Origin of the sequence: Sphingomonas sp. (genome assembly GCF_019635455.1) — a bacterium.
Lineage (GTDB): Bacteria > Pseudomonadota > Alphaproteobacteria > Sphingomonadales > Sphingomonadaceae > Sphingomonas.
Genome location: NZ_JAHBZJ010000008.1, coordinates 69,367 through 90,638, shown reverse-complemented (window position 1 = coordinate 90,638; position 21,272 = coordinate 69,367). Strand labels below are relative to the sequence as shown.

General features: G+C 68.3%; 10 protein-coding genes. 9 read left to right on the top strand and 1 reads right to left on the bottom strand.

Annotation, left to right across the window (positions count from 1 at the left end):
• Positions 1-16: 16 nt before the first annotated feature.
• A complete protein-coding gene (locus tag KF783_RS11105; RefSeq protein WP_294079291.1) occupies positions 17-1,045 on the bottom strand; it encodes a LacI family DNA-binding transcriptional regulator in 1,029 nt (342 codons plus the stop codon).
• Positions 1,046-1,114: 69 nt separating this feature from the next.
• Between KF783_RS11105 and KF783_RS11100 the strand changes: the two genes are divergently transcribed.
• The 9 genes from KF783_RS11100 (at position 1,115) to KF783_RS11060 (ending at position 21,221) form a co-directional block, all read left to right on the top strand.
• Positions 1,115-2,590: an altronate dehydratase family protein gene (locus tag KF783_RS11100; RefSeq protein ID WP_294079289.1), complete on the top strand. Its 1,476-nt coding sequence runs from the start codon at positions 1,115-1,117 to the stop codon at positions 2,588-2,590.
• On the top strand, positions 2,587-4,029 hold the full coding sequence (locus KF783_RS11095; RefSeq protein WP_294079287.1) for a mannitol dehydrogenase family protein: 1,443 nt from the start codon (positions 2,587-2,589) through the stop codon (positions 4,027-4,029). The genes KF783_RS11100 and KF783_RS11095 overlap by 4 nt, the downstream gene beginning before the upstream one ends.
• A gap of 63 nt (positions 4,030-4,092) precedes the next feature.
• Entirely contained in the window at positions 4,093-4,875 is a 783-nt protein-coding gene (locus KF783_RS11090; protein ID WP_294079285.1) for a 2-keto-4-pentenoate hydratase, read from the top strand.
• 13 nt (positions 4,876-4,888) lie between these two features.
• Positions 4,889-6,187 (top strand): MFS transporter, encoded by a 1,299-nt coding sequence (locus KF783_RS11085; RefSeq protein ID WP_294079283.1) that lies wholly within the window; start codon positions 4,889-4,891, stop codon positions 6,185-6,187.
• A 99-nt stretch (positions 6,188-6,286) separates the two neighbouring features.
• The gene (locus tag KF783_RS11080; protein WP_294079281.1) at positions 6,287-6,739 is read left to right on the top strand and encodes a MarR family transcriptional regulator; all 453 of its coding nucleotides are present in this window, start codon (positions 6,287-6,289) and stop codon (positions 6,737-6,739) included.
• A gap of 74 nt (positions 6,740-6,813) precedes the next feature.
• Positions 6,814-8,913, top strand: a complete 2,100-nt coding sequence (locus KF783_RS11075) for a malate synthase G (RefSeq protein ID WP_294079279.1) — start codon at positions 6,814-6,816, stop codon at positions 8,911-8,913.
• A 247-nt stretch (positions 8,914-9,160) separates the two neighbouring features.
• Positions 9,161-11,176: a BamA/TamA family outer membrane protein gene (locus KF783_RS11070; protein WP_294079412.1), complete on the top strand. Its 2,016-nt coding sequence runs from the start codon at positions 9,161-9,163 to the stop codon at positions 11,174-11,176.
• The gene (locus tag KF783_RS11065) at positions 11,176-15,399 is read left to right on the top strand and encodes a translocation/assembly module TamB domain-containing protein (protein WP_294079277.1); all 4,224 of its coding nucleotides are present in this window, start codon (positions 11,176-11,178) and stop codon (positions 15,397-15,399) included. Before KF783_RS11070 ends, KF783_RS11065 begins: the two co-directional genes overlap by 1 nt.
• 80 nt (positions 15,400-15,479) lie before the next feature.
• Positions 15,480-21,221: an MG2 domain-containing protein gene (locus KF783_RS11060; RefSeq protein ID WP_294079275.1), complete on the top strand. Its 5,742-nt coding sequence runs from the start codon at positions 15,480-15,482 to the stop codon at positions 21,219-21,221.
• Positions 21,222-21,272: the final 51 nt, after the last annotated feature.

Sequence of the window (21,272 nt, the reverse complement as noted above, 5' to 3'; positions counted from 1 at the left end):
TCGGGTTTCAACCGCTTCATTCGGCCGGCGGCGCGACGGACGCGCGCCGGATCAGGGTCGAAACGAACAGCGACTCCGCGCTTTCGTCCGCATCGTCATCCTCTCCATTGGCGATGAGCTTCAGCGCGGCGGCGCGCGCCATGGTGGCGATCGGCCAGCGCACCGTGGTGAGCGGCGGCCACAGATAGGAAGCGATCGCGGTATCGTCGAACCCGACGATCGACAGGTCGCGCGGCACGTCCAGCCCGCGTTGGCGCGCGGTGTGGAGCACGCCGGCCGCCATCGCATCGTTCGAACAGAAGACGGCGGTGGGGCGCGGCGACAGGTCGAGCAGGCGCTCGGCGGCGCGCATGCCCGATTCGAACGTATAGTCGCCCTGCGCGATCAGCGTCCGCTGCATCGCGACCCCGCCATCCTCCAACCCCGCTTCATAGCCCAGGCTGCGCTCCTGCGCCGAACGGAAGCCATGGGGTCCCTGGACCAGGCCGATGCGGCGATGGCCCAGTTCGATCAGATGGCCGATCGCGCCGCGCACCACCTCCCGGTCGTTCGACGCGACCATATGTTCGCCCGCGTCGAACAGCGCGGACCCCATGCGCACATAGCGCGCACCGATCTCTCCACACAGCGCGGCGAGCGAATCATTCTCCGAAATCGGTGGCAACAGCATCACCCCATAGGGCCGCTGGCGTTCGAGGAAGCGGGCAATGTCCTCAAGCATCGTCGGCGATCCGCGATCGACCGGGTGGACGATCAACTCGAATTCGGTGTCACGCAGCACTTCCAGCAGCCCCTGCTGCACGTTCAGGACCATGTGCGGATTGGGGTTGTCGTGGATGAGGCCGATCAGGAAATTGCGGCGCAGCGCCAGCGCGCGGGCCTGCGGATTGGGAACATAGCCGATCTCCGCGATCACCTTCTCGACCCGCTCGCGCGTTTCCTCGTTGAGCAGCGAGGATCGGTTGATGACGCGGCTGACGGTCTTTTTCGACACGCCCGCGAGCCGCGCCACGTCGTTGATCGTCGCCTGACCGGTCTTCTTCATGGCGGTTGCATAGCGCGCACTTGCCCCCTCGCCAAATCGGACGCGCGCGGGTAGATGACACCGGTAGTCATGACCAGCACGTCCGCGCTCCGCATCCACCCCGACGACAGCGTCGCGACGGCGCTGCGCGACCTTTCCGCAGGTGAAGCGGTGCTGGGTATCACGCTCGCCGATCCGGTCCCGCGCGGACACAAGCTGGCGCTCGTCGCGCACCGTGCCGGCGATGTCGTCCGTAAATTCGGCCACCCGATCGGGGTGGCGACGCGGGAAATCGTCGCGGGCGCCCATGTTCACACCCATAATCTCGCGACGGCGCTGGCGGGGGAGGCGGATTATGCCGGCGCGGCGGCGCAGCCCGCGCGGCGCGAAGACGCGGCACCGCTGCTCTGGCACGGCTATGCCCGCGCGGACGGGCAGGCGGGAACGCGGAACGAAATCTGGGTCCTGCCCACCGTCGGATGCGTGGCGCGGACCGCGCAGAAGATCGCCGCGCGCGCCGATGCCCGGCGACCTGACGGGATCGACGGCATCCACGCCTTCATCCACCCCTTTGGATGTTCGCAGCTGGGCGGCGATCTGGACGGGACGCGCGCGGTGCTGGCGGCGCTGGCGCAGCATCCCAATGCTGCGGGGGTCGTGCTGGTCGGGCTGGGCTGCGAATCGAACCAGCTTGCCGCGCTTGTCGAGCGCCTGCCTGTCGATGCGCGCGCGCGTGTGCGGAGCATCGGCGCACAGGCGGCGGCGGATGAGGTGGCGGATGGCGTCGCGGCGGCGCTCGACCTTGCCGGGCGGGCGGGCGGTGCGCGCCGCGAACCGATGGGTCTCGACCGGCTGGTCCTGGGCGTGAAATGCGGCGGATCGGACGGGCTGTCGGGCCTGACCGCCAATCCGCTCGTCGGAGCGATGACCGATCGCGTGACCGCCGCGGGCGGGAGCGCGATCCTGACCGAAATTCCCGAGATTTTCGGCGCGGAGCATCTGTTGATGGCGCGCGCCGCGGATCGCGAATGCTGTGCGGCGATCGGTGCGCTCGTGAACCGTTTCAAGCGCTATTTTCTCGACCATGGCGAGCCGGTTTCGGAAAATCCGTCGCCCGGCAACATCGCCGGCGGCATCACGACGCTGGAGGAAAAGAGCCTGGGCGCGGTGCAGAAGGGTGGGCAGGCGGTGGTTACCGACGTGATCGATTATGGCGCGCGCACGCGGCGGCGCGGACTGACGCTGCTGGAGGCGCCGGGCAATGACGCCGTCTCCTCCACCGCGCTCGCCGCGGCGGGAGCGAACCTGATCCTCTTTACCACCGGACGCGGGACCCCGCTCGGCTTTCCGGCGCCGACCGTGAAGATCGCGTCGAATACCGACCTCGCCGCGCGCAAGCCGGGATGGATCGATTTCGACGCGGGGTGCGTGCTCGACCAGGGCGTGGCGGCGGCGGGGGCGGCATTGCTCGCGCGGATCGTCGCGATCGCTTCGGGTGAGGCGACCGCCGCCGAACGCAATGACGAGCGGGAGATCGCCATCTGGAAACGTGGCGTGACGCTGTGAGCCGGCTGTCGCTCACGACGTTGCGGGATGTGGCCCCGGGCGTTTCGCGTCCCGGCTATGATCCCGCCGCGATCGCCACCGGCGTGGTCCATTTCGGCCCGGGCGCGTTTCACCGCGCGCACCAGGCGGCGGTGTTCGATCGGGTGCTGCATGACGATCCGCGATGGGGGATTGCTGCGGTTTCGCTGCGTTCGCCCGGCACCACCGACGCGCTCGCCGCGCAGGATGGGCTGTACACGCTGGCGATCCGCGACCGCGACCCGGCATGGCGCGTGATCGGTGCGCATCGCCGCTGGATCGGACCGGACGGCGGCGCCGAGGTTTCGGCCCTGCTCGCCGATCCCGCGACCCGGATCGTCACCTCGACCGTGACCGAAAAGGGCTATTGCCTGGCCGGGGACGGAACGCTGGACATGGCGCATCCCGACATTGTCGCCGATCTGAACGGTGGCGAGCCGCGCAGCCTGATCGGCTGGCTGGTTCAGGGGCTGGCGGCGCGACGCGCGTCGGGCGCGCGCGCGTTCCTGACCCTGTGCTGCGACAATCTGTCGGGCAATGGCGGCAAGCTGCGCGCGGCGGCAATCGCGTTCGCGGCGCGGCGCGATCCGGACCTCGCGCGGTGGATCGCGGACACCGCCGCCTTCCCCGACACGATGGTCGATTCGATCACGCCAGCCAGCGACCCGGACTTTCTGACAGCCGTCGCGGCCCGGCTGGGCATGGACGATGCGGCGGCGGTGCAGCGGGAGGCGTTTACCCAATGGGTGATCGGCCCCCATGACCTTGCCGATGGTCCCGATCTGGCCGCCGCCGGCGTGACGCTGACCGGTGATGTGCGCGGATATGAGCGGGCGAAGCTGCGCATTCTCAATGGCCTGCACTCCAGCCTCGCCTATCTCGGCCTCGCCCTGGGGTGCCAGAGTGTTGCCGATGCGATGGCGGTCCCCGCGCTGGCGGATTTTGTGGAGCGGCTGGCGCGCGAGGATATCGTGCCGGTGCTGGGACATGTCCCCGGCCTGGACGCGGACGCCTATACCCGTGCGGTTCTCGATCGGTTCCGCAATCCGGCGATCCGCCATCTTCTGGCGCAGATCGCATGGGATGGATCGCAGAAACTTCCCTATCGCCTGCTCGATACCGTTGCTGCGGCGGCGCGCGCGGGGCGTCCCGTCGCGCGGCTGGCGGTGCCGGTCGCAGCATGGATGGCGTTTCTCGACCGTGCAGCCCGCACGGGGACCGCGATCGTCGATCCGCTCGCCGCCCGGCTGATCGCCGCGAGCGTGGAGGGCGAAGCCGCGATCCGGGCCGGACGATTGCTGGCGATGGGGGCGGTGTTTCCCCCCGAGATCGCGGAAAATCAGGAATTTCGCACCGCGATCATCGGCGGGCTGCGCATGATGGAGGAAGGACGCCTGCACGATCTGCTCACGCGATCGTGATCCCGACTTGTCAATGACACCGGTTTCCGTTAGCTCTGGCGCAAAGAATGAAGTGAGGGGTGGATGAACAGTCTGAACGCGATCGCGGAAGCCTTCGTCGCGGCGCGGCGCTCGGCTTCGGGCCTTTCGCACTATCCCGGTGTGCCGCCCGCCTCGCTCGACGATGCCTATGCGATCCAGGACCATGCCCGCGCGCTGTTCGCCGGCGATGTCGTCGGGTGGAAGATCGGCCGGATCAACCCGCCGACCGACGCCGAACTGGGGACCAACCGGCTGGCGGGGCCGATCTTTGCCGGAAGCGTCCGGCGGTCGGGTGCGGCGATGCCGGTGTTCGCTGACGGGTTCGCGGCGGCGGAGGCCGAATTTCTGCTGCGCATCGGCCGCGCGCCCGATCCGGCGAAAACGCGTTACACGATCGAAGAGGCCACCGCCCTGATCGATGCGGTGCATGTGGGAATCGAGATCGCCAGCTCGCCCTTTGCCGGCATCAACGAGATGGGGCCGCTGGTCACGATTTCGGATTTCGGCAACAATTATGGGCTGGTGGTCGGCCCGGAGATCGCGGACTGGCGCGAAACCGGCCTGCTCGACCGGGCGGTGTCGCTGCGCATCGACGGGGCGCAGGCCGGTGCCGCGACCGCGCGCGCGATGCTCGACGGTCCGCTGGGCGCTGCCCGCTTCCTGTTCGAGGCGATGGCGGCGCGCGGCGTTCCGCTGCGTCCCGGGCAATGGATTTCGTCGGGCGCGGTAACCGGTGTACATCCGGTGCGGGTCGGCGCCGAGGTGACCGCGCGTTTCGATGATATTGAGGTGAGCTGCTCGATCGAAGCGGCCAGACCTGCGTGACAGGAGAGAGAAGATGAGCGCCACTCAGGCAGAGACCATCCGGTCCGGCGCGGTCGCGAATGCCGGCCGCTATCGCTGGGCGATCGTCGCGTTGCTGTTCGCGGCGACCGTGATCAACTATATCGATCGACAGATGATCGGCGTGCTCAAGCCCACGCTGATGCAGGATCTCGACTGGTCCGAACGCGATTTCGCCGGCGTCATCATCTGGTTCCAGATCGCCTATGCGGTCGGCTATATCGGCTTTGGCAAGTTCGTCGATATGGTCGGCGCGCGGCTTGGCTATGCGGTCGCGTTCGTGATCTGGCAGGTCGCGCACATCGCGCATGGCGGCGCCTATTCGATCACCCAGTTCGCGATGGCCCGTTTTGGCCTGGGCATCGGCGAATCGGGCAATTTCCCGGCGGGGATCAAGGCGGTGACCGAATGGTTCCCGGCCAAGGAGCGCGCGTTCGCGATCGGCGTGTTCAACGCCGGCGCGAATATCGGCGCGGTGGTCACGCCGCTCGTCGTGCCGCTGATCGTGGTCGCATGGGGCTGGCGGATGGCCTTCGTCATCACCGGCGTGGTCAGCCTGTTGTGGCTGGTCGCCTGGTGGACGATGTATCGCAGCCCGCGCGAGCACAGCAAGGTGAGCGCGGGCGAGCTCGCCTGGATCGAACAGGACCCCGCCGATCCGGTGACCAAGCTGGGCTATGGCGCGGTGCTGACGCGGCGCGAGACCTGGGCCTATGCGCTGGGCAAGTTCTTCATCGACCCGATCTGGTGGTTCTTTCTGTTCTGGCTGCCCGGCTATCTGTTCAAGCATTACGACCTCAATCTGCTGACCTTTGGCGTGCCGCTGGCGGTGATCTACCTCATTTCCGATATCGGGTCGGTGGCGGGCGGCTGGATGTCGTCGCGGATGATGAAGGCGGGCAAGTCGGCGAATTTCGCGCGCAAGGTGACGATGCTGATCTGCGCCTTTGCGGTGCTGCCGGTGGTGTTCGCCGAATCGATCGACAGCGTCTGGCTGGCGGTCGGGGTGATCGGCCTGGCGACGGCGGGGCATCAGGCGTTCTCGGCCAATCTCTACGCGCTCCCCTCTGACCTGTTTCCACGCGGGGCGGTGGGATCGGTGGTCGGGATCGGCGGCACGGTGGGCGCGATCGGCGGGACGTTGATGGCGTTCTATGCGGGGGAGATTCTCGACCGGCTGGGCGTGTACTGGCCGCTGTTCTGGGTCGCTGGCAGCGCCTATTTCCTGGCGCTGCTCGTCGTCCACCTGCTGTCGCCGCGGCTCGCTCCGGTACGGGTCGGCGACATCGGCTGAGGCATCGGCCGCTGATATTTTGTGTCTTGCAGGCCTCTTGTCGCGCAATGATGCGAGGTTGATGTTGCGCGGCATCGCAATTCACGGCAAGTGCCGGGCATGACCGAGACCCTGAAGCTAGACGCGTTCCTGCCCTATCGGCTCTCGGTGGCCTCCAACCGCGTGTCGGCGGCCATATCGGGAGTCTATCAGTCGCTGTTCGGCCTGCGCATTCCCGAATGGCGGCTGATCACGATCCTTGCCGAATATGGCGCGATGAGCCAGCAGGCGATGTGCGGCCGGACCCAGATGGACAAGGTCACCGTCAGCCGTGCGGCGATCGCGGTTCACGAGCGCGGACTGGTGACCCGCACGCCCAACCCCGACGACCAGCGTTCCCACCTTCTCGCGCTCAGCGCGGAGGGGTGGGCGCTCTATCGACAGGTCGCGCCAAAGGCGCTGGAGATGGAGCGGCGCATCTTCGCCAGCCTGTCCGACGAGGAGCAGGCGCAGCTGCGCACGATGCTCGAACGCGTCGAGAGCGCTGCGGCGATGATCGGCCCCGGGGGTTGATCGCTCCCCCGCGCTTCGCCTAATCAGGCGCCGCCTCCCCGGGCCAGGATCGCATCGCACTGAGGAGGATTTCGATGCCCGCTTATCACGACCGCGCCGGCCTGAAGGTCGCGGAGCCGTTGCTGCATTTCGTCGAGCAGCGCGTGCTGCCCGATATCGGTATCGATGCGGAGGGCTATTGGGCCGGGGTCGCGGCGATCCTTGCGCGCTTCGCCCCCGAAAATCGCGCGCTGCTGGAAACGCGCGACGCGTTGCAGGCGCGGATCGACGCCTGGTCCGCCGAGGATCCGGCGCGCGCCGCCGATCCGGCCGCCCAGGAAGCGTTCCTTCGCGATATCGGCTATCTGGTCGATGAACCGGGCGATTTCACCATCGGCACCCGCGATGTCGATGCGGAGATCGCGACGATGGCGGGGCCGCAGCTGGTGGTGCCGGCGCTCAATGCGCGCTTCGTCCTCAACGCCGCCAACGCGCGCTGGGGCAGCCTGTACGACGCGTTTTACGGCACCGACGCCTTGCCCGGCGCGGCGCGGCCCGGCGGTTATGATGCGGTGCGCGGCGTACAGGTGATCGCCGCCGCCAAGGCGTTTCTGGACGAGGCGGTGCCGCTCACCGGCATGCGCTGGGCCGATTTCGCCGGGGGCGATCTGCCCCTCGCCGATCCGGGCCAGCTGGCCGGCACGCGCGGCGAGTCGCTGCTGTTCGTCCACAACGGCCTGCATATCGAAGTGACGATCGATCGCGATCATCCGATCGGGCGGACCGATCCGGCGGGGATCGCGGACGTCATCCTTGAATCCGCGCTGACGACGATCGTCGACCTGGAGGATTCGATCGCGGCGGTCGATGCCGACGACAAGGTGGCGGCCTATGCCAACTGGCTGGGCCTGATGCGCGGCGACCTGACCGAAACCTTTGACAAGAGCGGCCGGGAAATGACCCGCCGCCTGGCGCCGGACCGCAGCTATCGCCGACCCCAGGCCAGCGATCTGCTATTGCCGGGACGCAGCCTGTTGTTCGTGCGCAATGTCGGCCATCTGATGACCACGCCGGCGCTGCTGATCGGGAATGTGGAGGCGCCGGAGGGCGTGCTGGACGCGATCATGACCAGCACGATCGCGCTGCACGACCTCAACGGGCTGGGCGCGTTTCGCAACAGCCGGACGGGCAGCATCTATATCGTCAAGCCAAAGATGCATGGCCCGGCGGAATGCGCGTTCACCGACCGGCTGTTCGACGCGGTGGAGGACCTGCTCGGCCTGGCGCGCCACACGATCAAGGTGGGGGTGATGGACGAGGAACGGCGGACCTCCGCCAATCTCGCCGCCTGCATCCATGCGGTGCGGAACCGGATCGCATTCATCAATACCGGTTTTCTCGACCGGACCGGGGACGAGATCCACACCAGCATGCGCGCGGGGCCGATGATCCCCAAGGCCGAGATGAAGGCGAGCGCCTGGATCAAGGCATATGAGGACCGCAATGTCCGCATCGGGCTGCGCCATGGCCTGTCGGGGCGGGCGCAGATCGGCAAGGGCATGTGGGCCGCACCCGACCGCATGGCCGAAATGCTGGAGGCAAAGATCGGCCACCCGATGAGCGGCGCGAATACCGCCTGGGTTCCCTCGCCCACCGCCGCGACGCTGCACGCGATCCACTATCACCGCGTCGATGTGTTCGCGCGCCAGCGCGAGATCGCGGGCGAGGCGGCGCCGGCGCTTCGCGGCCTGTTGACCGTGCCGCTCGCGTCCGGGCGCAACTGGACCCGCGAGGAAGTCGCGAGCGAGCTGGACAACAACGCCCAGGGCATTCTCGGCTATGTCGTGCGCTGGATCGATCAGGGGGTCGGCTGTTCGAAGGTGCCGGACATCCACGATGTCGGCCTGATGGAGGATCGCGCGACATTGCGGATCAGTTCGCAGCATATGGCGAACTGGCTGCTCCACGGTGTCGCGACCGCCGCCGATGTCGATGCGGCGCTGGCACGGATGGCGGCGAAGGTCGATGCCCAGAATGCCGGCGACCCGCTCTACCGGCCGATGGCGGGCCATGAAGCCGATAGCATCGCGTTCCAGGCCGCCCGCGCACTGGTGTTCGAGGGTGTGTCGCAGCCGAGCGGCTATACCGAACCGCTGCTCCATCGCTTTCGCGCGGAGGCCAAGGCGCGGGGGTGAAATGCGCGAAATCCGCCGATGAACCTTCCTCTCGCTCGCTCGTTCGATTAGCGAGCGGGTGCGCGCAGGGCGTGCCGCTTTTCGGGAGGCTGGGGGTATTCCGCGCGTGAGACTGCTGATCATTCTGTTGGCAGGCGCCGCACTCACCCCCGCTGCGCACGCGCAGATCGGTGGCAGCGCGGGCAAGCCGGGCCAGGGCGCGCCCTCCGACGATCCCAAGCCTGCGACGCCCGCAGCGCAGGAGCCGATGGCGGCGCCATCGACGGACGAAAAGCCGATCGTGTCGGATGAGGAGTTCGAGACGTCGCTGCCGCCGCTGTCCGACGACATGAGCGCGCCGCTGGAGCCGATGGCCCCGGGCGCGACGGGGCAGGCGCAGGCCGGGCCGGTCGCACCGATCGAACCGATCGAGGACGCGCCGCCGCTCGACCCGGCGGGGCAGGAGGCGGAGATCGCCGCGCCGCTGCCCCCGCTGAGCGCGTTCGACACCACCCCGATTGCCGATATCGCCGCGACCAATGACGAAAAGGCGGTCGAAATCCGCTATGCCACCCGCGTGACGGGGCTGGCCGAGGTGGGGCTGGAGGAGCGGTTCCGCGATCTTTCGGCGCTGGAGGACGGCGACGGTGTCGCCGCCAATGCCGCGATCATCGGCGCGCGGGCGCGGGAGGATGAGGGGCTGGCGGTGCGGTTGATGAAATCGCTCGGCTATTATGATGCGACCGCAGTCTCGACGATCACCCAGACCCCGACCGAATCGCGCCCGGTGACCGCGACGATCGCCGCGGTGCCGGGGCCGCTGTACAAGCTCGGCGCGATCACGATCGATGCCGATCCCACCGTGCCGCCCGACCTGATCCCCGACGCGCTGAAGCTCAGGAGTGGCGAGCCGATCGACGCCGTGCGCGTGCAGGCGGCGGAGGCGGCGGTCAGCCTGGCGCTGCCGCGCAACGGCTACCCCTTTGGCGAGGTGGGACAGCGCGACATCCTGCTCGACGGGGTGACGCATGTCGGGGATTATACCCTGCCGGTGAAGATCGGACCGCGCGGCAGCTTTGGCGGGATTCGCACGGCGGGCGATGCGGTGTTCGACGCGCGGCACATCGATGTGCTGACGCGCTTTGATCGCGGCCGGCTGTATGACAGCGCGATGGTGGACGACCTGCGCGACGCGCTGATCGCGACCAGCCTGTTCTCGACGGTATCGGTCGAGCCGGTGAGGACCGGCGAGGCGGGACCCGACGGCACCGAATATGTCGATCTGCTCGTCCGTCAGACGCGCGGGCCGGCGCGCACCCTCGCCGCACAGGCCGGGTACAGCACCGGCCAGGGGATTCGCGCCGAAGTCAGCTGGACCCATCGCAACCTGTTTCCGCCCGAAGGCGCGTTGATCCTGACCGGCGTCGCGGGAACCCAGGAACAGGGGGCGTCGGCAACCTTCCGACGCTCCAATGCCGGGCGGCGCGACCGGACGTTCCAGCTCATCGCCTCGGCGCTGCGGTCCGACCTCCAGGCCTATACCGGCCTCACCGGCACCTTGTCGGCGCGCATTTCCTATGATTCGACGCCGATCTGGCAAAAGGAATTCACCTATGCCTATGGCGCCGAATTCGTCGGCACCAGCGAGGATCGCTACGACTTCGCGAAGAGCGCGCGCGATCGCGGTGTCTATTTCATCGCGGCGGTGCCGCTCTTTGCCGGCTGGGACAAGTCGGACGATCTGCTGAACCCCACGCGCGGGTTCCGGGTGAAGCTGAACCTCAGCCCCGAAACCTCGGTCCGGGGCGCCGCGCGGCCCTATGTACGCGGGATGATCGAGGGGACGGCCTATTATCCGGTGAGCGACAGCATCGTGCTGGCCGGGCGGGCGCGGTTCGGATCGATCCAGGGGATCGAGCGGAACGACCTTGCCCCTTCGCGCCGCTATTATGCCGGCGGTGGCGGGTCGGTGCGCGGTTTTGGCTATCAGGAACTGGGTCCGCGCGCGCCCGACGGCAAGCCGATCGGGGGCCGCAGCTTCAACGAATTCGCGGTCGAGGCGCGCTATCGCTTCGGCAATTTCGGCATCGTGCCGTTCATCGATGCGGGGCAGGTATATGAAGGCACGCTGCCCCGCCTGACCGATCTGCGCTTCGGCGCGGGGATCGGCGGGCGCCTCTACACCAATTTCGGGCCGCTGCGCGTCGATGTGGCGACGCCGATCGCAAAGAAGCCCGGCGAATCGCGGATCGCACTGTATATTTCGATCGGGCAGGCGTTCTGATGGCGGAACCCGGGGCAACGACCGTGCCGCACGGCGATGACGCCGATATCGAAACGGTGATCGTGCGCACGCCGATCTGGCAGCGCGTCGCCAAATGGATCGCGGTCGCGCTGGCCGGGCTGGCCGGGGCGCTGTTGCTGCTGGTGCTCGGTCTCAATACCGATCCGGGCAAGCGGCTGGTGGTGGACCAGATCGGCAAGTTCACCACCGCCAGCGGCCTCAACATTCGCGTCGGCCGGATCGAAGGGTCGATCTATGGCGCGATGGTGCTGCGCGACGTGCGCGTCAGCGATCCCCGGGGCGTGTTCGCCACCTCGCCGTCGATCGCGGTGGATTGGCGGCCCTTCGCCTTCCTCAACAATCACGTCGATGTGCGTTCGGCGAGCACGCCGCTGGTGCGGGTGATGCGCCTGCCGGAGTTGAAGCCGGGAGACCCCAATGCGCCGATGCTGCCCGATCTGGACATCGATATCGGCCGGCTGTCGATCGACCGGCTGGTGCTCGATCCGCCGGTGGCGGGGCGGCGCTATGTCGCGACGCTGAACGGCGAAACCGCGATCGCGGATCGCCGCGCGCGGCTGATCGTCAACGGGCGCACGCTGGGCAGTGACGGCGGCGACCGGCTGGCGCTGGTGCTGGACGCGGTGCCGGATGCCGACAAGCTCGACCTGCGCGCCGATCTCGTCGCGCCGGCGGGCGGGCTGATCGCCGGCCTTGCCGGGCTCGACGCGCCGCTGCGCGCGCGGCTGGCGGGCAAGGGCGGGTGGAGCGACTGGCGCGGCCGGCTGATGGCGACGCTGGGCGGGGGGCAGCTTGCCGACCTTGGCATCGCCGCGCGCAAGGGGACGATCCAGCTTCGTGGCGCCACCCAGCCGGGGCTGTATCTGAAGGGGCCGGTCGCGCGGCTCACCACCCCGAACCTTCAGGTGGCGCTTGACGCCGCGCTGGACCAGCGGCGCGCGGACACGCGCCTGCGGCTGCGCTCCGACGCGTTCGCGCTGACCACCACCGGCGTGCTCGACCTGGGCAAAAACGCCTTCGACCAGTTCCGGGTCGAGGCGATGCTGCTGAAACCCGGCACGATCGCGCCCAATCTGAAGGGCCGGTCGGTGATCGGCGCGGTCGCGCTCAATGGGCCGTTCGCGACGCCGACCGTCGATTACAAGGTTCAGGCCGCCGCGCTGGGCTTTGGCGAAACGATCGTCGAACGCCTCTATGCCGAAGGGCTGGCGACGGTGAACGCCGACCGGATCCTGATCCCGGTGCGGGCGCGGGCGGCGCGTGTGACCGGCCTGAACGCCGCGGCTGGCGGATTGCTGACAAACGTGTCGATCGCGGGCGACCTGGCGATCACGGGCGACCAGATCCTGTCGGAAAATCTGCGCATCCGGTCCGACCGGATCGACGCGACCGCGATCGTCGCCGCAGACATGAGCAGCGGCCGCTATACCGGCGCGCTGAAGGGGCGTGTCAACGACTATACGATCGACGGGGTCGGGATCGTCAACGTCACCACCGACGCCAACCTCTATGCCGCGCCGGGCGGCGGCTGGGGGATCAAGGGACGGATACTGGGCCGCAGTACCCGCCTGTTCAGCGACGGGGTCCGCAGCTTTCTGGGCGGCAATGCGGTGATGCGGGTCGATGTCGGGCTGAACCCCGATGGCATCGTCACCTTTTCGAACCTCAAGCTGGGCGCCCCCCGGTTCAAGGTGGTGCGCGGATCGGGCCGCTACGATCCCGCCGGGCCGCTGCTGCTCAACGCCGATGCCTATTCGACCGACTATGGCCCGCTGTTCGCGCGCGTCACCGGCACCATGGCCGCACCGCTGGTCGATCTGCGCGCGCCGCGCCCCGGGCTTGGCGTCGGTCTCGCCGATCTGCATGCGCGGGTTCGCGGGCAGGGCGCCGCCTATGCCGTCACCGCGACCGGGGGAACCGATTATGGCCCGTTCAGCGCCGACCTGATGGTGCGCACGGGCCGCCAGATGACGGTCGATATTCGCACCGCGCGGTTCGCCGGCACCGACATTCAGGGGACGTTGCGCCAGACGCCCGCCGGCCCGTTCGCCGGCGCCCTGACCTTTGCCGGGTCGGGCATCGACGGCAAGGTCGATCTCGCCGCAGCCGGGAAATACCAGCAGGCGGTAGTCCATGCGAGCGCCAGCAACGCGACCGTGCCGGGCGATATGGGACTGACGATCGGCCGCGCGGTGGTGGACGCGACGGCGACGCTCTATGATCGCGGCCCGGCGATCACCGGCGAGGCACAGGTCGCCAACCTGTCGCGCGGCGATTTCGTGCTGACCCGCGCGCGGGCGAAGATCGCCTATCGCGACGGCAGCGGCGCTGCCCAGGCGCTGGCCGAGGGATCGTCGGCGGTGCCGTTCCGCATTGCCGCCAATGCGCGGTTCGCGCCCGATGAATGGCGCGTCGCACTGGACGGAAAGGCGAACAATATCGGTTTTCGCACTGCCCAGCCGGCCCGGATCGCGATCGCGGGGCGGAGCTATCGCCTGTCGCCCACGCGGATCGATTTCGACAAGGGAAGCGCGCGGATCGCGGGCAGCTGGGGCGATGGGCTGGTGATGCAGGCACGGCTCGACAAGCTCGACCTGTCGATCGCCAATCTCTTCGCGCGCACCGCCGGGGTCGGCGGCAGCGCCAGCGGCTCGCTCGACTTCCGCCAGCCCGGCAGCGGCGCCTTTCCCCAGGCGATCGCGCGGTTGAACGTCGCCGGTTTCACCCGGTCGAGCATCGGTGGCGTATCGTCGCCGGTCGATATCGCCTTTGTCGGCCGGCTGCTCCCCGATGGCGGTGACGCGCGTGCGCTCATCAAGCGCGGTGCGACGACCATCGGCCGGATGGTGGCGACGCTGCAACCGCTGGGGCCGAATGCGGGAAGCTGGACGACGCGGCTGATGGCGGCCCCGCTTTCGGGCGGCATCCGCTACAACGGCCCCTCGGCGGTGCTGTTTTCCATGGCGGGCTTTCCCGATCAGCAATTGTCCGGGCCGGTCGCGATCGCCGCGGATTTCTCTGGCCAGGTGCGCGATCCGCGCATCGCCGGCCAGCTGCGCGCCGAAAAGCTGGCCTATGAGAACGAAACCTGGGGAACCCGCCTGTCGCAGATGAAGGTCGAGGGCAGGTTCGACATGAACCAGCTTGAGATCACGCAGATGGAGGCGGTCGCGGGCAATGGCCGGCTCACCGCGTCGGGAACGATCGGCCTGTCGGCGGACGAGGGGTTCCCGCTCGATATCACCACCCGCTTCCGCAACGCGCGGCTGGCGCGCAGCGATGCGCTGGGCGCAACCGCGACCGGACAGCTGCGCATCACCAACAGCAAGGCCGATGGCGGCAAGATCGCGGGACGGATCATCATCCCCGACGCGCGCTACCAGATCATCCGCCAGGGCGCGGCCGAGGTTCCCGAACTCACCGGCGTCTATCGCAAGAGCGATCTCGACCCGACCGGCGCCCGGCCAAAGCGTCAGGCGTCGTCGGGCATCTTCAAGCTCGACGTGCGCATCACCGCGGACAACCGGCTGTTCGTATCGGGGATGGGCCTCGAATCCGAATGGAGTGCCGACATGCGCGTCACCGGAACCTCCGCCGCGCCGATCGTGACCGGTGAAGCGCGGGTGGTGCGCGGCACCTACAGCTTTGCCAGCCGCCGGTTCGAACTGACGCGCGGCATCGTCAGTTTCGAGGGCGGTCCGCTCGCCGACCCGCAGATCAATATCGGCGCCAGCACCACGGCAGAGGGCGTGACCGCGATCATCAACATCACCGGCAGCGGGCAAAAACCGCGCATCGCCTTTACCTCGACCCCGACGCTGCCGCAGGACGAGGTGCTTTCGCGCCTGTTGTTCGGCAGTTCGGTCACCAACCTGTCGGCGACCGAGGCGATCCAGCTCGCCGCCGCGCTCAATTCGCTGCGCGGAAGCGGCGGCGGCCTCAATCCGCTCGGCAAGCTGCGGTCGGCGGCGGGGATCGACCGGCTGCGCATCCTGGGCGCCGACGACACCACCGGGCGCGGCACCGCGCTCGCCGCCGGCCAGTATCTGACCGACGACATCTATGTCGAAATCATCACCGATGCGCGCGGCTTCACCGCCGTCCAGCTGGAGATCGCGCTGACCCGGGCGCTCAGCCTGCTCTCCGCCACCGGATCGTTCGGCGGATCGAGCGCGGGAATCAAATATTCCAAGGATTATTGATTCGGCACGGGTCATCCTGACAGTGGACTCGGGCATTGCGGGAGCGTTAGGATCGGCCCACCTGCTTGGGGGAAGGTATGATGAAGCACCTCGCGCGCGTTGCGGCGATCCTGGCACTGGCGCTGACGCCGGTCCTGGCCTGGGGCGATGCCAGTCCCCAGGTGGTGCTGTCCACGCCGGGAATGGGCGATGGCGCGATCGAACGCTACACGCTGCGCTTCAGCCAGCAGATGGTGCCACTGGGCGATCCGCGCGCGGCCGCGCCGGTCAAGGTCAGCTGCGCGATCGGTGGCGAGGGGCGATGGGTCGATCAGCAGACCTATGTCTGGGAATTCGCCACGCCGCTGCCCGGAGGGACGAGCTGCAAGTTCGAGCTGGTCGATAATCTGAAGAGCCTGTCCGGCTATGCCGTCACCGGCAGCCGCGAATTCGCGGTGGAAGCAGGCGGACCGACGGTGAAGGGGTTGCTCCCCAGCCGTTATGGCGGCGAGATCGAGGAGGATCAGGTCTTCCTGGTCGGCACCAACATGCCGGCGACCCGCGAATCGATCGCCCAGGGCGCCTATTGCGCGGTCGAGGGGATCGGGGAGAAGATCCCGGTCAAGCTGCTGGATCCCGGCCTGCCCGCCAAGCTGTTGCCCGAAATGAACGCCGATCGGTGGGAGGTGCGCAGCTTCCTGCGCGATTCCGGCATCGCCGAGACCCTGCCCGAAAATGCCGATGCGCGGGCCAAGGCGCTCGCCAATGTCGTGGCGGTCCAGTGCGGGCGCCCGCTGCCCCCGGGCCGCGACGTGGCGCTGGTCTGGGGCGCGTCGATCGCCGGCGCGGGCGGCAAGACCGCGGGCGCGGACCAGCGGTTCGACTTCACGGTGCGCAAGCCGTTCACCGCGCGCTTCGAATGCGCGCGCATCAATCCCCAGGCCGGATGCAATCCGGTCAAGGAGGCGTGGGTCCGCTTTTCCGCGCGCATCCCGCGCGAACAGGCCGAGGCGATCCGGATCGAGACCGCCGATGGAAAGAAGCTGCTTCCCGTCCTGTCGGACGAGGACAAGCGCGCAAACACGGTCAGCGACGTCAAATTCGCCTCGCCGCTGCCCGCCGCGACCAATGCGCGGCTGATTTTGCCGGCGGGGATCAAGGACGAGAGCGGTCGCGCGCTGTCCAACGCCGAACGCTTCCCGCTGGACGTCCGCTTCGACGAGGCGCCGCCGCTGGTGAAGTTCGCCGCGCCGTTCGGCATCCTAGAGGCCAGGGAGGGCGGGGTGCTGCCCGTCACGGTTCGCAATGTCGAGCCGGCGTTGCAGGGCAAGGGCCTGTCGGTCGCGGGCCAGCATATGCGCGTCGATGCCTCTGACGGCGTGATCGCGCGGTGGCTGCGCACGATCGACGATGCCGACGACTATAAGGTCGATGAGGTCGAGCGTCGCGGCATGACCGTGCGGATCAACCAGACCGGCGCGAAGCCGATCCTGGGCGCGGGTCTGGGTGCGCCGCTCAACATCAACCTGCCGGGCAAGGGCAAGGAGATGGAGGTCGTAGGCATCCCGTTGGGCAAGCCGGGCTTCTATGTCGTTGAACTCGCCTCGCCCCAGCTGGGCAAGGCGCTGCTCGGGCGCGACGCACCGCGTTACGTCGCCGCCGGTGCGCTCGTCACCAACATGGCGGTGCATTTCAAATGGGGCCGGGAAAGCTCGCTCGCCTGGGTGACCGCGCTCGACAGCGGCAAGCCCGTCGGCGGCGCGGCGGTCAAGGTCACCGACAGCTGCACCGGAAAGATGCTGGCGAGCGGCACCACCGATCAATCTGGCCGGCTCGCGGTCGCCAAGGGACTGCCCGAGCCGCAGACCTGGGGCAGCTGTGACGAGGGATCGGAATCGCACACGCTGATGATCTCCGCGCGCAAGGGCGACGATATGAGCTTCACGCTCACCGCCTGGGGCGAGGGGATTCGGCCCTATGATTTCGATCTGCGCTTTGGCTATGACGCCGACCGTACGATCATCCACACCATCTTCGACCGCGCGCTCGTCCGGCAGGGGGAGACGGTGCATATGAAACATGTGCTGCGCCGCCCGGTCGCGGCCGGCTTCGCCTATCCCGACGGCTTTACCGGCACGCTAAAGCTCACCCATCGCGGCTCCGATACGCAGTTCGAGCTGCCGGTGACGATCGGCGCCACCGGCAATGGCGAGACGACGTGGAACGTCCCGCAGGGCGCGCCGATGGGCGATTACGACCTCCAGTTCGTGCGCGGCGAGGACACGATCTGGACCGATCAGTCGATCAAGGTGGACGAATATAAGCTGCCGACGATGAAGGCGTCGGTCGCCGGACCGAAAGAGGCGGCGGTGAAGCCAAAGACGCTGCCGCTCGACCTGTTCGTCGGATATCTGTCCGGCGGCGGGGCGGCGAACCTGCCGGTCGAGCTGCGCATCGGCTATTGGGACCGGTACAAGGCGCCTCAGGATTACGAGAGCTACAGCTTTGGCGGGCAGGCGATCGAAGAGGGGACGAAGCCGCTCAACGGCGACGGCGAAGAGATCGATTCGACGCAATTGCCGCCGATGCAGACGCTGCCGGTCACGCTGGGCCGCGACGGCACCGCGCGCACCACGATCGACGTGCCGGGGACGCTGGAAGGCAACACGCTGATGCGTGTCGAGATGGATTATCAGGACGCCAATGGCGAGGTGCTGACCGCCTCGCGCAGCGTTCCCATCTATGCATCGGCGGTGCAACTGGGCGTCAAGACCGATGGCTGGCTGATGAAGGAGGACGATCTGCGCCTGCGCCTCGTGGCGCTGGGTACGGACGGCAAGCCGGTCAAGGGCCAAAAGGTGCAGGTCGCGCTCTACAGCCGCGAAATCCTGACCGCGCGACGGCGCCTGATCGGCGGCTTCTACGCCTATGAAAACAACATGCGGACCAGGAAGCTGTCCGCATCCTGTTCGACGACCACCGATGCACAGGGCTTCGCCAAATGCGAACTCGATCCCGGCGTATCGGGTGAGGTCTATGCCGTCGCCACCACGACGGACGGCGCCGGCAACGTCGCGCGCGCGACCACGTCGGTATGGCTGGCGGGGGAGGACGATTGGTGGTTCGGCGGCGACAATGGCGACCGCATGGATCTGATCCCCGAAAAGCCGGAATATAAATCGACCGACACCGCCCGCTTTCAGGTGCGCATGCCCTTCCGCGGCGCGACCGCGCTGGTCACGGTCGAGCGCGAAGGGGTGATGTCGAGCTTCGTCACCGACCTGTCGGGTGAGAATCCGGTGGTCGAGGTGCCGTTAAAGGGCGTCTATGCGCCCGACGTCCATGTTTCGGTCATGGCGGTGCGCGGGCGCGTGGGTGGTTGGAAATTGTGGTGGGCGGACCTTGCCCGTCGCTGGAACCTTCCCTTCTTCTCGCGCGAGGGGGCGGCACCGACCGCGACGGTCGATCTCGCCAAGCCCAGCTATCGGATCGGCATGGCAAAGATCCGGGTCGGCTGGGAAGGCCACCGGATGGATGTGCGCGTGAAGGCGGACCGGGAACGCTATGCCGCGCGCGGCACGGCCAAGGTCGCGCTCCAGGTGAAGAATCCGGACGGCAGCGCCGCACCCAAGGCCGATGTCGCCTTCGTCGCGGTGGATGAGGCGCTGTTGCAGCTCGCGCCGAACGAAAGCTGGGACGTGCTGGCGGCGATGATGGGCGATCGCCCGCTGTCGGTGCTGACTTCGACCGCGCAGACCCAGGTGGTCGGCAAGCGCCATTACGGCCGCAAGGCGGTTGAGGCGGGCGGCGGTGGCGGCGGCGACCTGTCCGCGCTCAACCGAGAGAATTTCCAGCCGGTGTTGCTGTGGCGCGGCAGCGTCCCGCTCGATGCGCAGGGCGCGGCGAGCGTCGATGTGCCGCTGTCGGACTCGCTGTCCTCGTTCAAGCTGGTGGCGATCGCGCTGGGCGGCGACGGCCAGTATTTCGGCACCGGCAGCACCGATGTGCGGACCGCGCAGGACCTGTCGATCTTTGCCGGTATCCCGCCGCTGGTGCGCGATGGCGACTTCTATTCGGCGGGCTTCACGCTGCGCAACGGATCAGACAAGCCGATGACGGTGACCGCGCATGTCGAGCTCAGCCCGCGCGTCGCCACCGGTCGCGACCTGACGGTCGAGATTCCGGCGGGCGGCGCCGTGCCGATCGCGTGGAACCTCACCGCGCCCAAGGGCTTTGACCGGTTGCAGTGGAAGGTCACCGCCCGCGATGCCAGCGGCAAGGCGAGCGACGCGATCACGGTCGCGCAGGACATCGCCCCGGCGGTGCCGGTCGAAACCTGGGCCGCGACGCTGGTGCGCGTCGGCGAAGGCGGGCCGGTCGCGATCCAGCCGCCGGCGGGGGCGCTGTCCGGCGTCGGCAGCGTCTCGCTGCTGCTCACCGACAGCCTGGTGCCGCCATTGCAGGGGGTGCGCGATTACATGTCCGCCTATCCCTATGGCTGTTTCGAACAGCGCACGTCGAAGGCCGTGGCGCTGGGCGATACCGGCGCATGGAACAGCCTGGCGGGCGAGATGCCGGTCTATCTCGATAAGGACGGCCTGCTCCGCTACTTCCCGTCGGACGGCCTGCGCGGGTCGGAGGCGCTGACCAGCTATGTCCTGTCGATCACGGCCGAGGCGGGGCTGCCGATCCCCGAAGCATCGCGTTCGCGGATGGTTCAGGCGCTGACCGCGGTGCTCGACGGGCGGCTGCGGCATGACGAATATGGCGATGTACGGTTGCAGAAGGTCGCGGCGTTCGCGGCGCTCGCCCGGCAGGGCGCGGCGCGCGCGGACATGCTGGGCCAGCTGGGCATCACGCCACAGGATATGCCGACCTCGACGCTCGCCGACTATATCGCCGCGCTGGGCAAGGTGCCGGGCCTCGCAAATGGCGCACAGCTGCGCGCGGCGGCGGAGGGCGTGCTGAAGACCCGACTGGTCTATGAAGGGACCCGGATCGACCTGAGCGACAAGGGCAACAGCCCCTGGTGGCTGATGGCATCGGGCGACGAAGCGGTGCTGAAGGCGCTGGTCGCGACGCTGGGCCGGCCGACCTTTGCCGGCGAAGGGCCGAAGATGATGGTCGGCGCGGCGCTGCGGCAGGAACGCGGGCATTGGGACACCACCACCGCCAACGCCTGGGGCGTGATCGCGGCGCGCCGGTTCGAAGCCGCCTATCCGGCCGAACAGGTCGCCGGCGTGACGACGGCGAGCCTGGGCGGGCGCAGCCAGACGCGCAGTTGGCCGCTCGACCCGGCGCAGCGCAGCCTGCTCTTCGCGTTACCCACCGGCCAGGCGCCGCTGACCCTCTCGCAATCGGGCGGGGCGGGGCCGTGGGCGACCGTGCAGGTGAAGGCGGCGGTGCCGCTGACCCAGCCGTTGAATGCCGGGTACAAGCTCACCAAGAAGGTCGAGGCAGTTCAGGCCAAGACCAAGGGGCTGTGGACCCGCGGCGATGTCGTCCGTGTGACGCTGACGATCGAGGCGAGCGCCGATCGCAACTGGGTGGTGATCGCCGATCCGGTTCCGGCGGGCGCGACGGTGATCGGCACGCTGGGCGGCCAGTCGGAAATGCTGGCCGAGGGCGGCAGTGGCGATGCGCCCAGCTATGTCGAGCGGGGTCGCGACGCATGGCGCGGCTATTTCGCCTGGCTGCCGCGCGGCACGCGGACGGTGAGCTACACGATGCGGCTCAACGCCGCCGGCCGGCTTCAGCTGCCGCCAACCCGGGTGGAGGCAATGTATTCGCCGGAAATCCGCGCCGCGATCCCCAACCAGCCGATGGTGGTGGCGCAGCGGTGACGTGATCGAGCGGTTCCAGCGTCTCCTGCATCGTGTTGCCGGGCGCGGCCG

Bases quoted from the DNA above. Each gene is read 5' to 3' on its own strand.
- KF783_RS11085 (WP_294079283.1), top strand. From the start codon at position 4,889: ATGAGCGCCACTCAGGCAGAGACCATCCGGTCCGGCGCGGTCGCGAAT.
- KF783_RS11075 (WP_294079279.1), top strand. From the start codon at position 6,814: ATGCCCGCTTATCACGACCGCGCCGGCCTGAAGGTCGCGGAGCCGTTG.
- KF783_RS11105 (WP_294079291.1), bottom strand. From the start codon at position 1,045: ATGAAGAAGACCGGTCAGGCGACGATCAACGACGTGGCGCGGCTCGCG.
- KF783_RS11100 (WP_294079289.1), top strand. From the start codon at position 1,115: ATGACCAGCACGTCCGCGCTCCGCATCCACCCCGACGACAGCGTCGCG.
- KF783_RS11070 (WP_294079412.1), top strand. From the start codon at position 9,161: ATGGCGGCGCCATCGACGGACGAAAAGCCGATCGTGTCGGATGAGGAG.
- KF783_RS11065 (WP_294079277.1), top strand. From the start codon at position 11,176: ATGGCGGAACCCGGGGCAACGACCGTGCCGCACGGCGATGACGCCGAT.
- KF783_RS11080 (WP_294079281.1), top strand. From the start codon at position 6,287: ATGACCGAGACCCTGAAGCTAGACGCGTTCCTGCCCTATCGGCTCTCG.
- KF783_RS11060 (WP_294079275.1), top strand. From the start codon at position 15,480: ATGAAGCACCTCGCGCGCGTTGCGGCGATCCTGGCACTGGCGCTGACG.
- KF783_RS11090 (WP_294079285.1), top strand. From the start codon at position 4,093: ATGAACAGTCTGAACGCGATCGCGGAAGCCTTCGTCGCGGCGCGGCGC.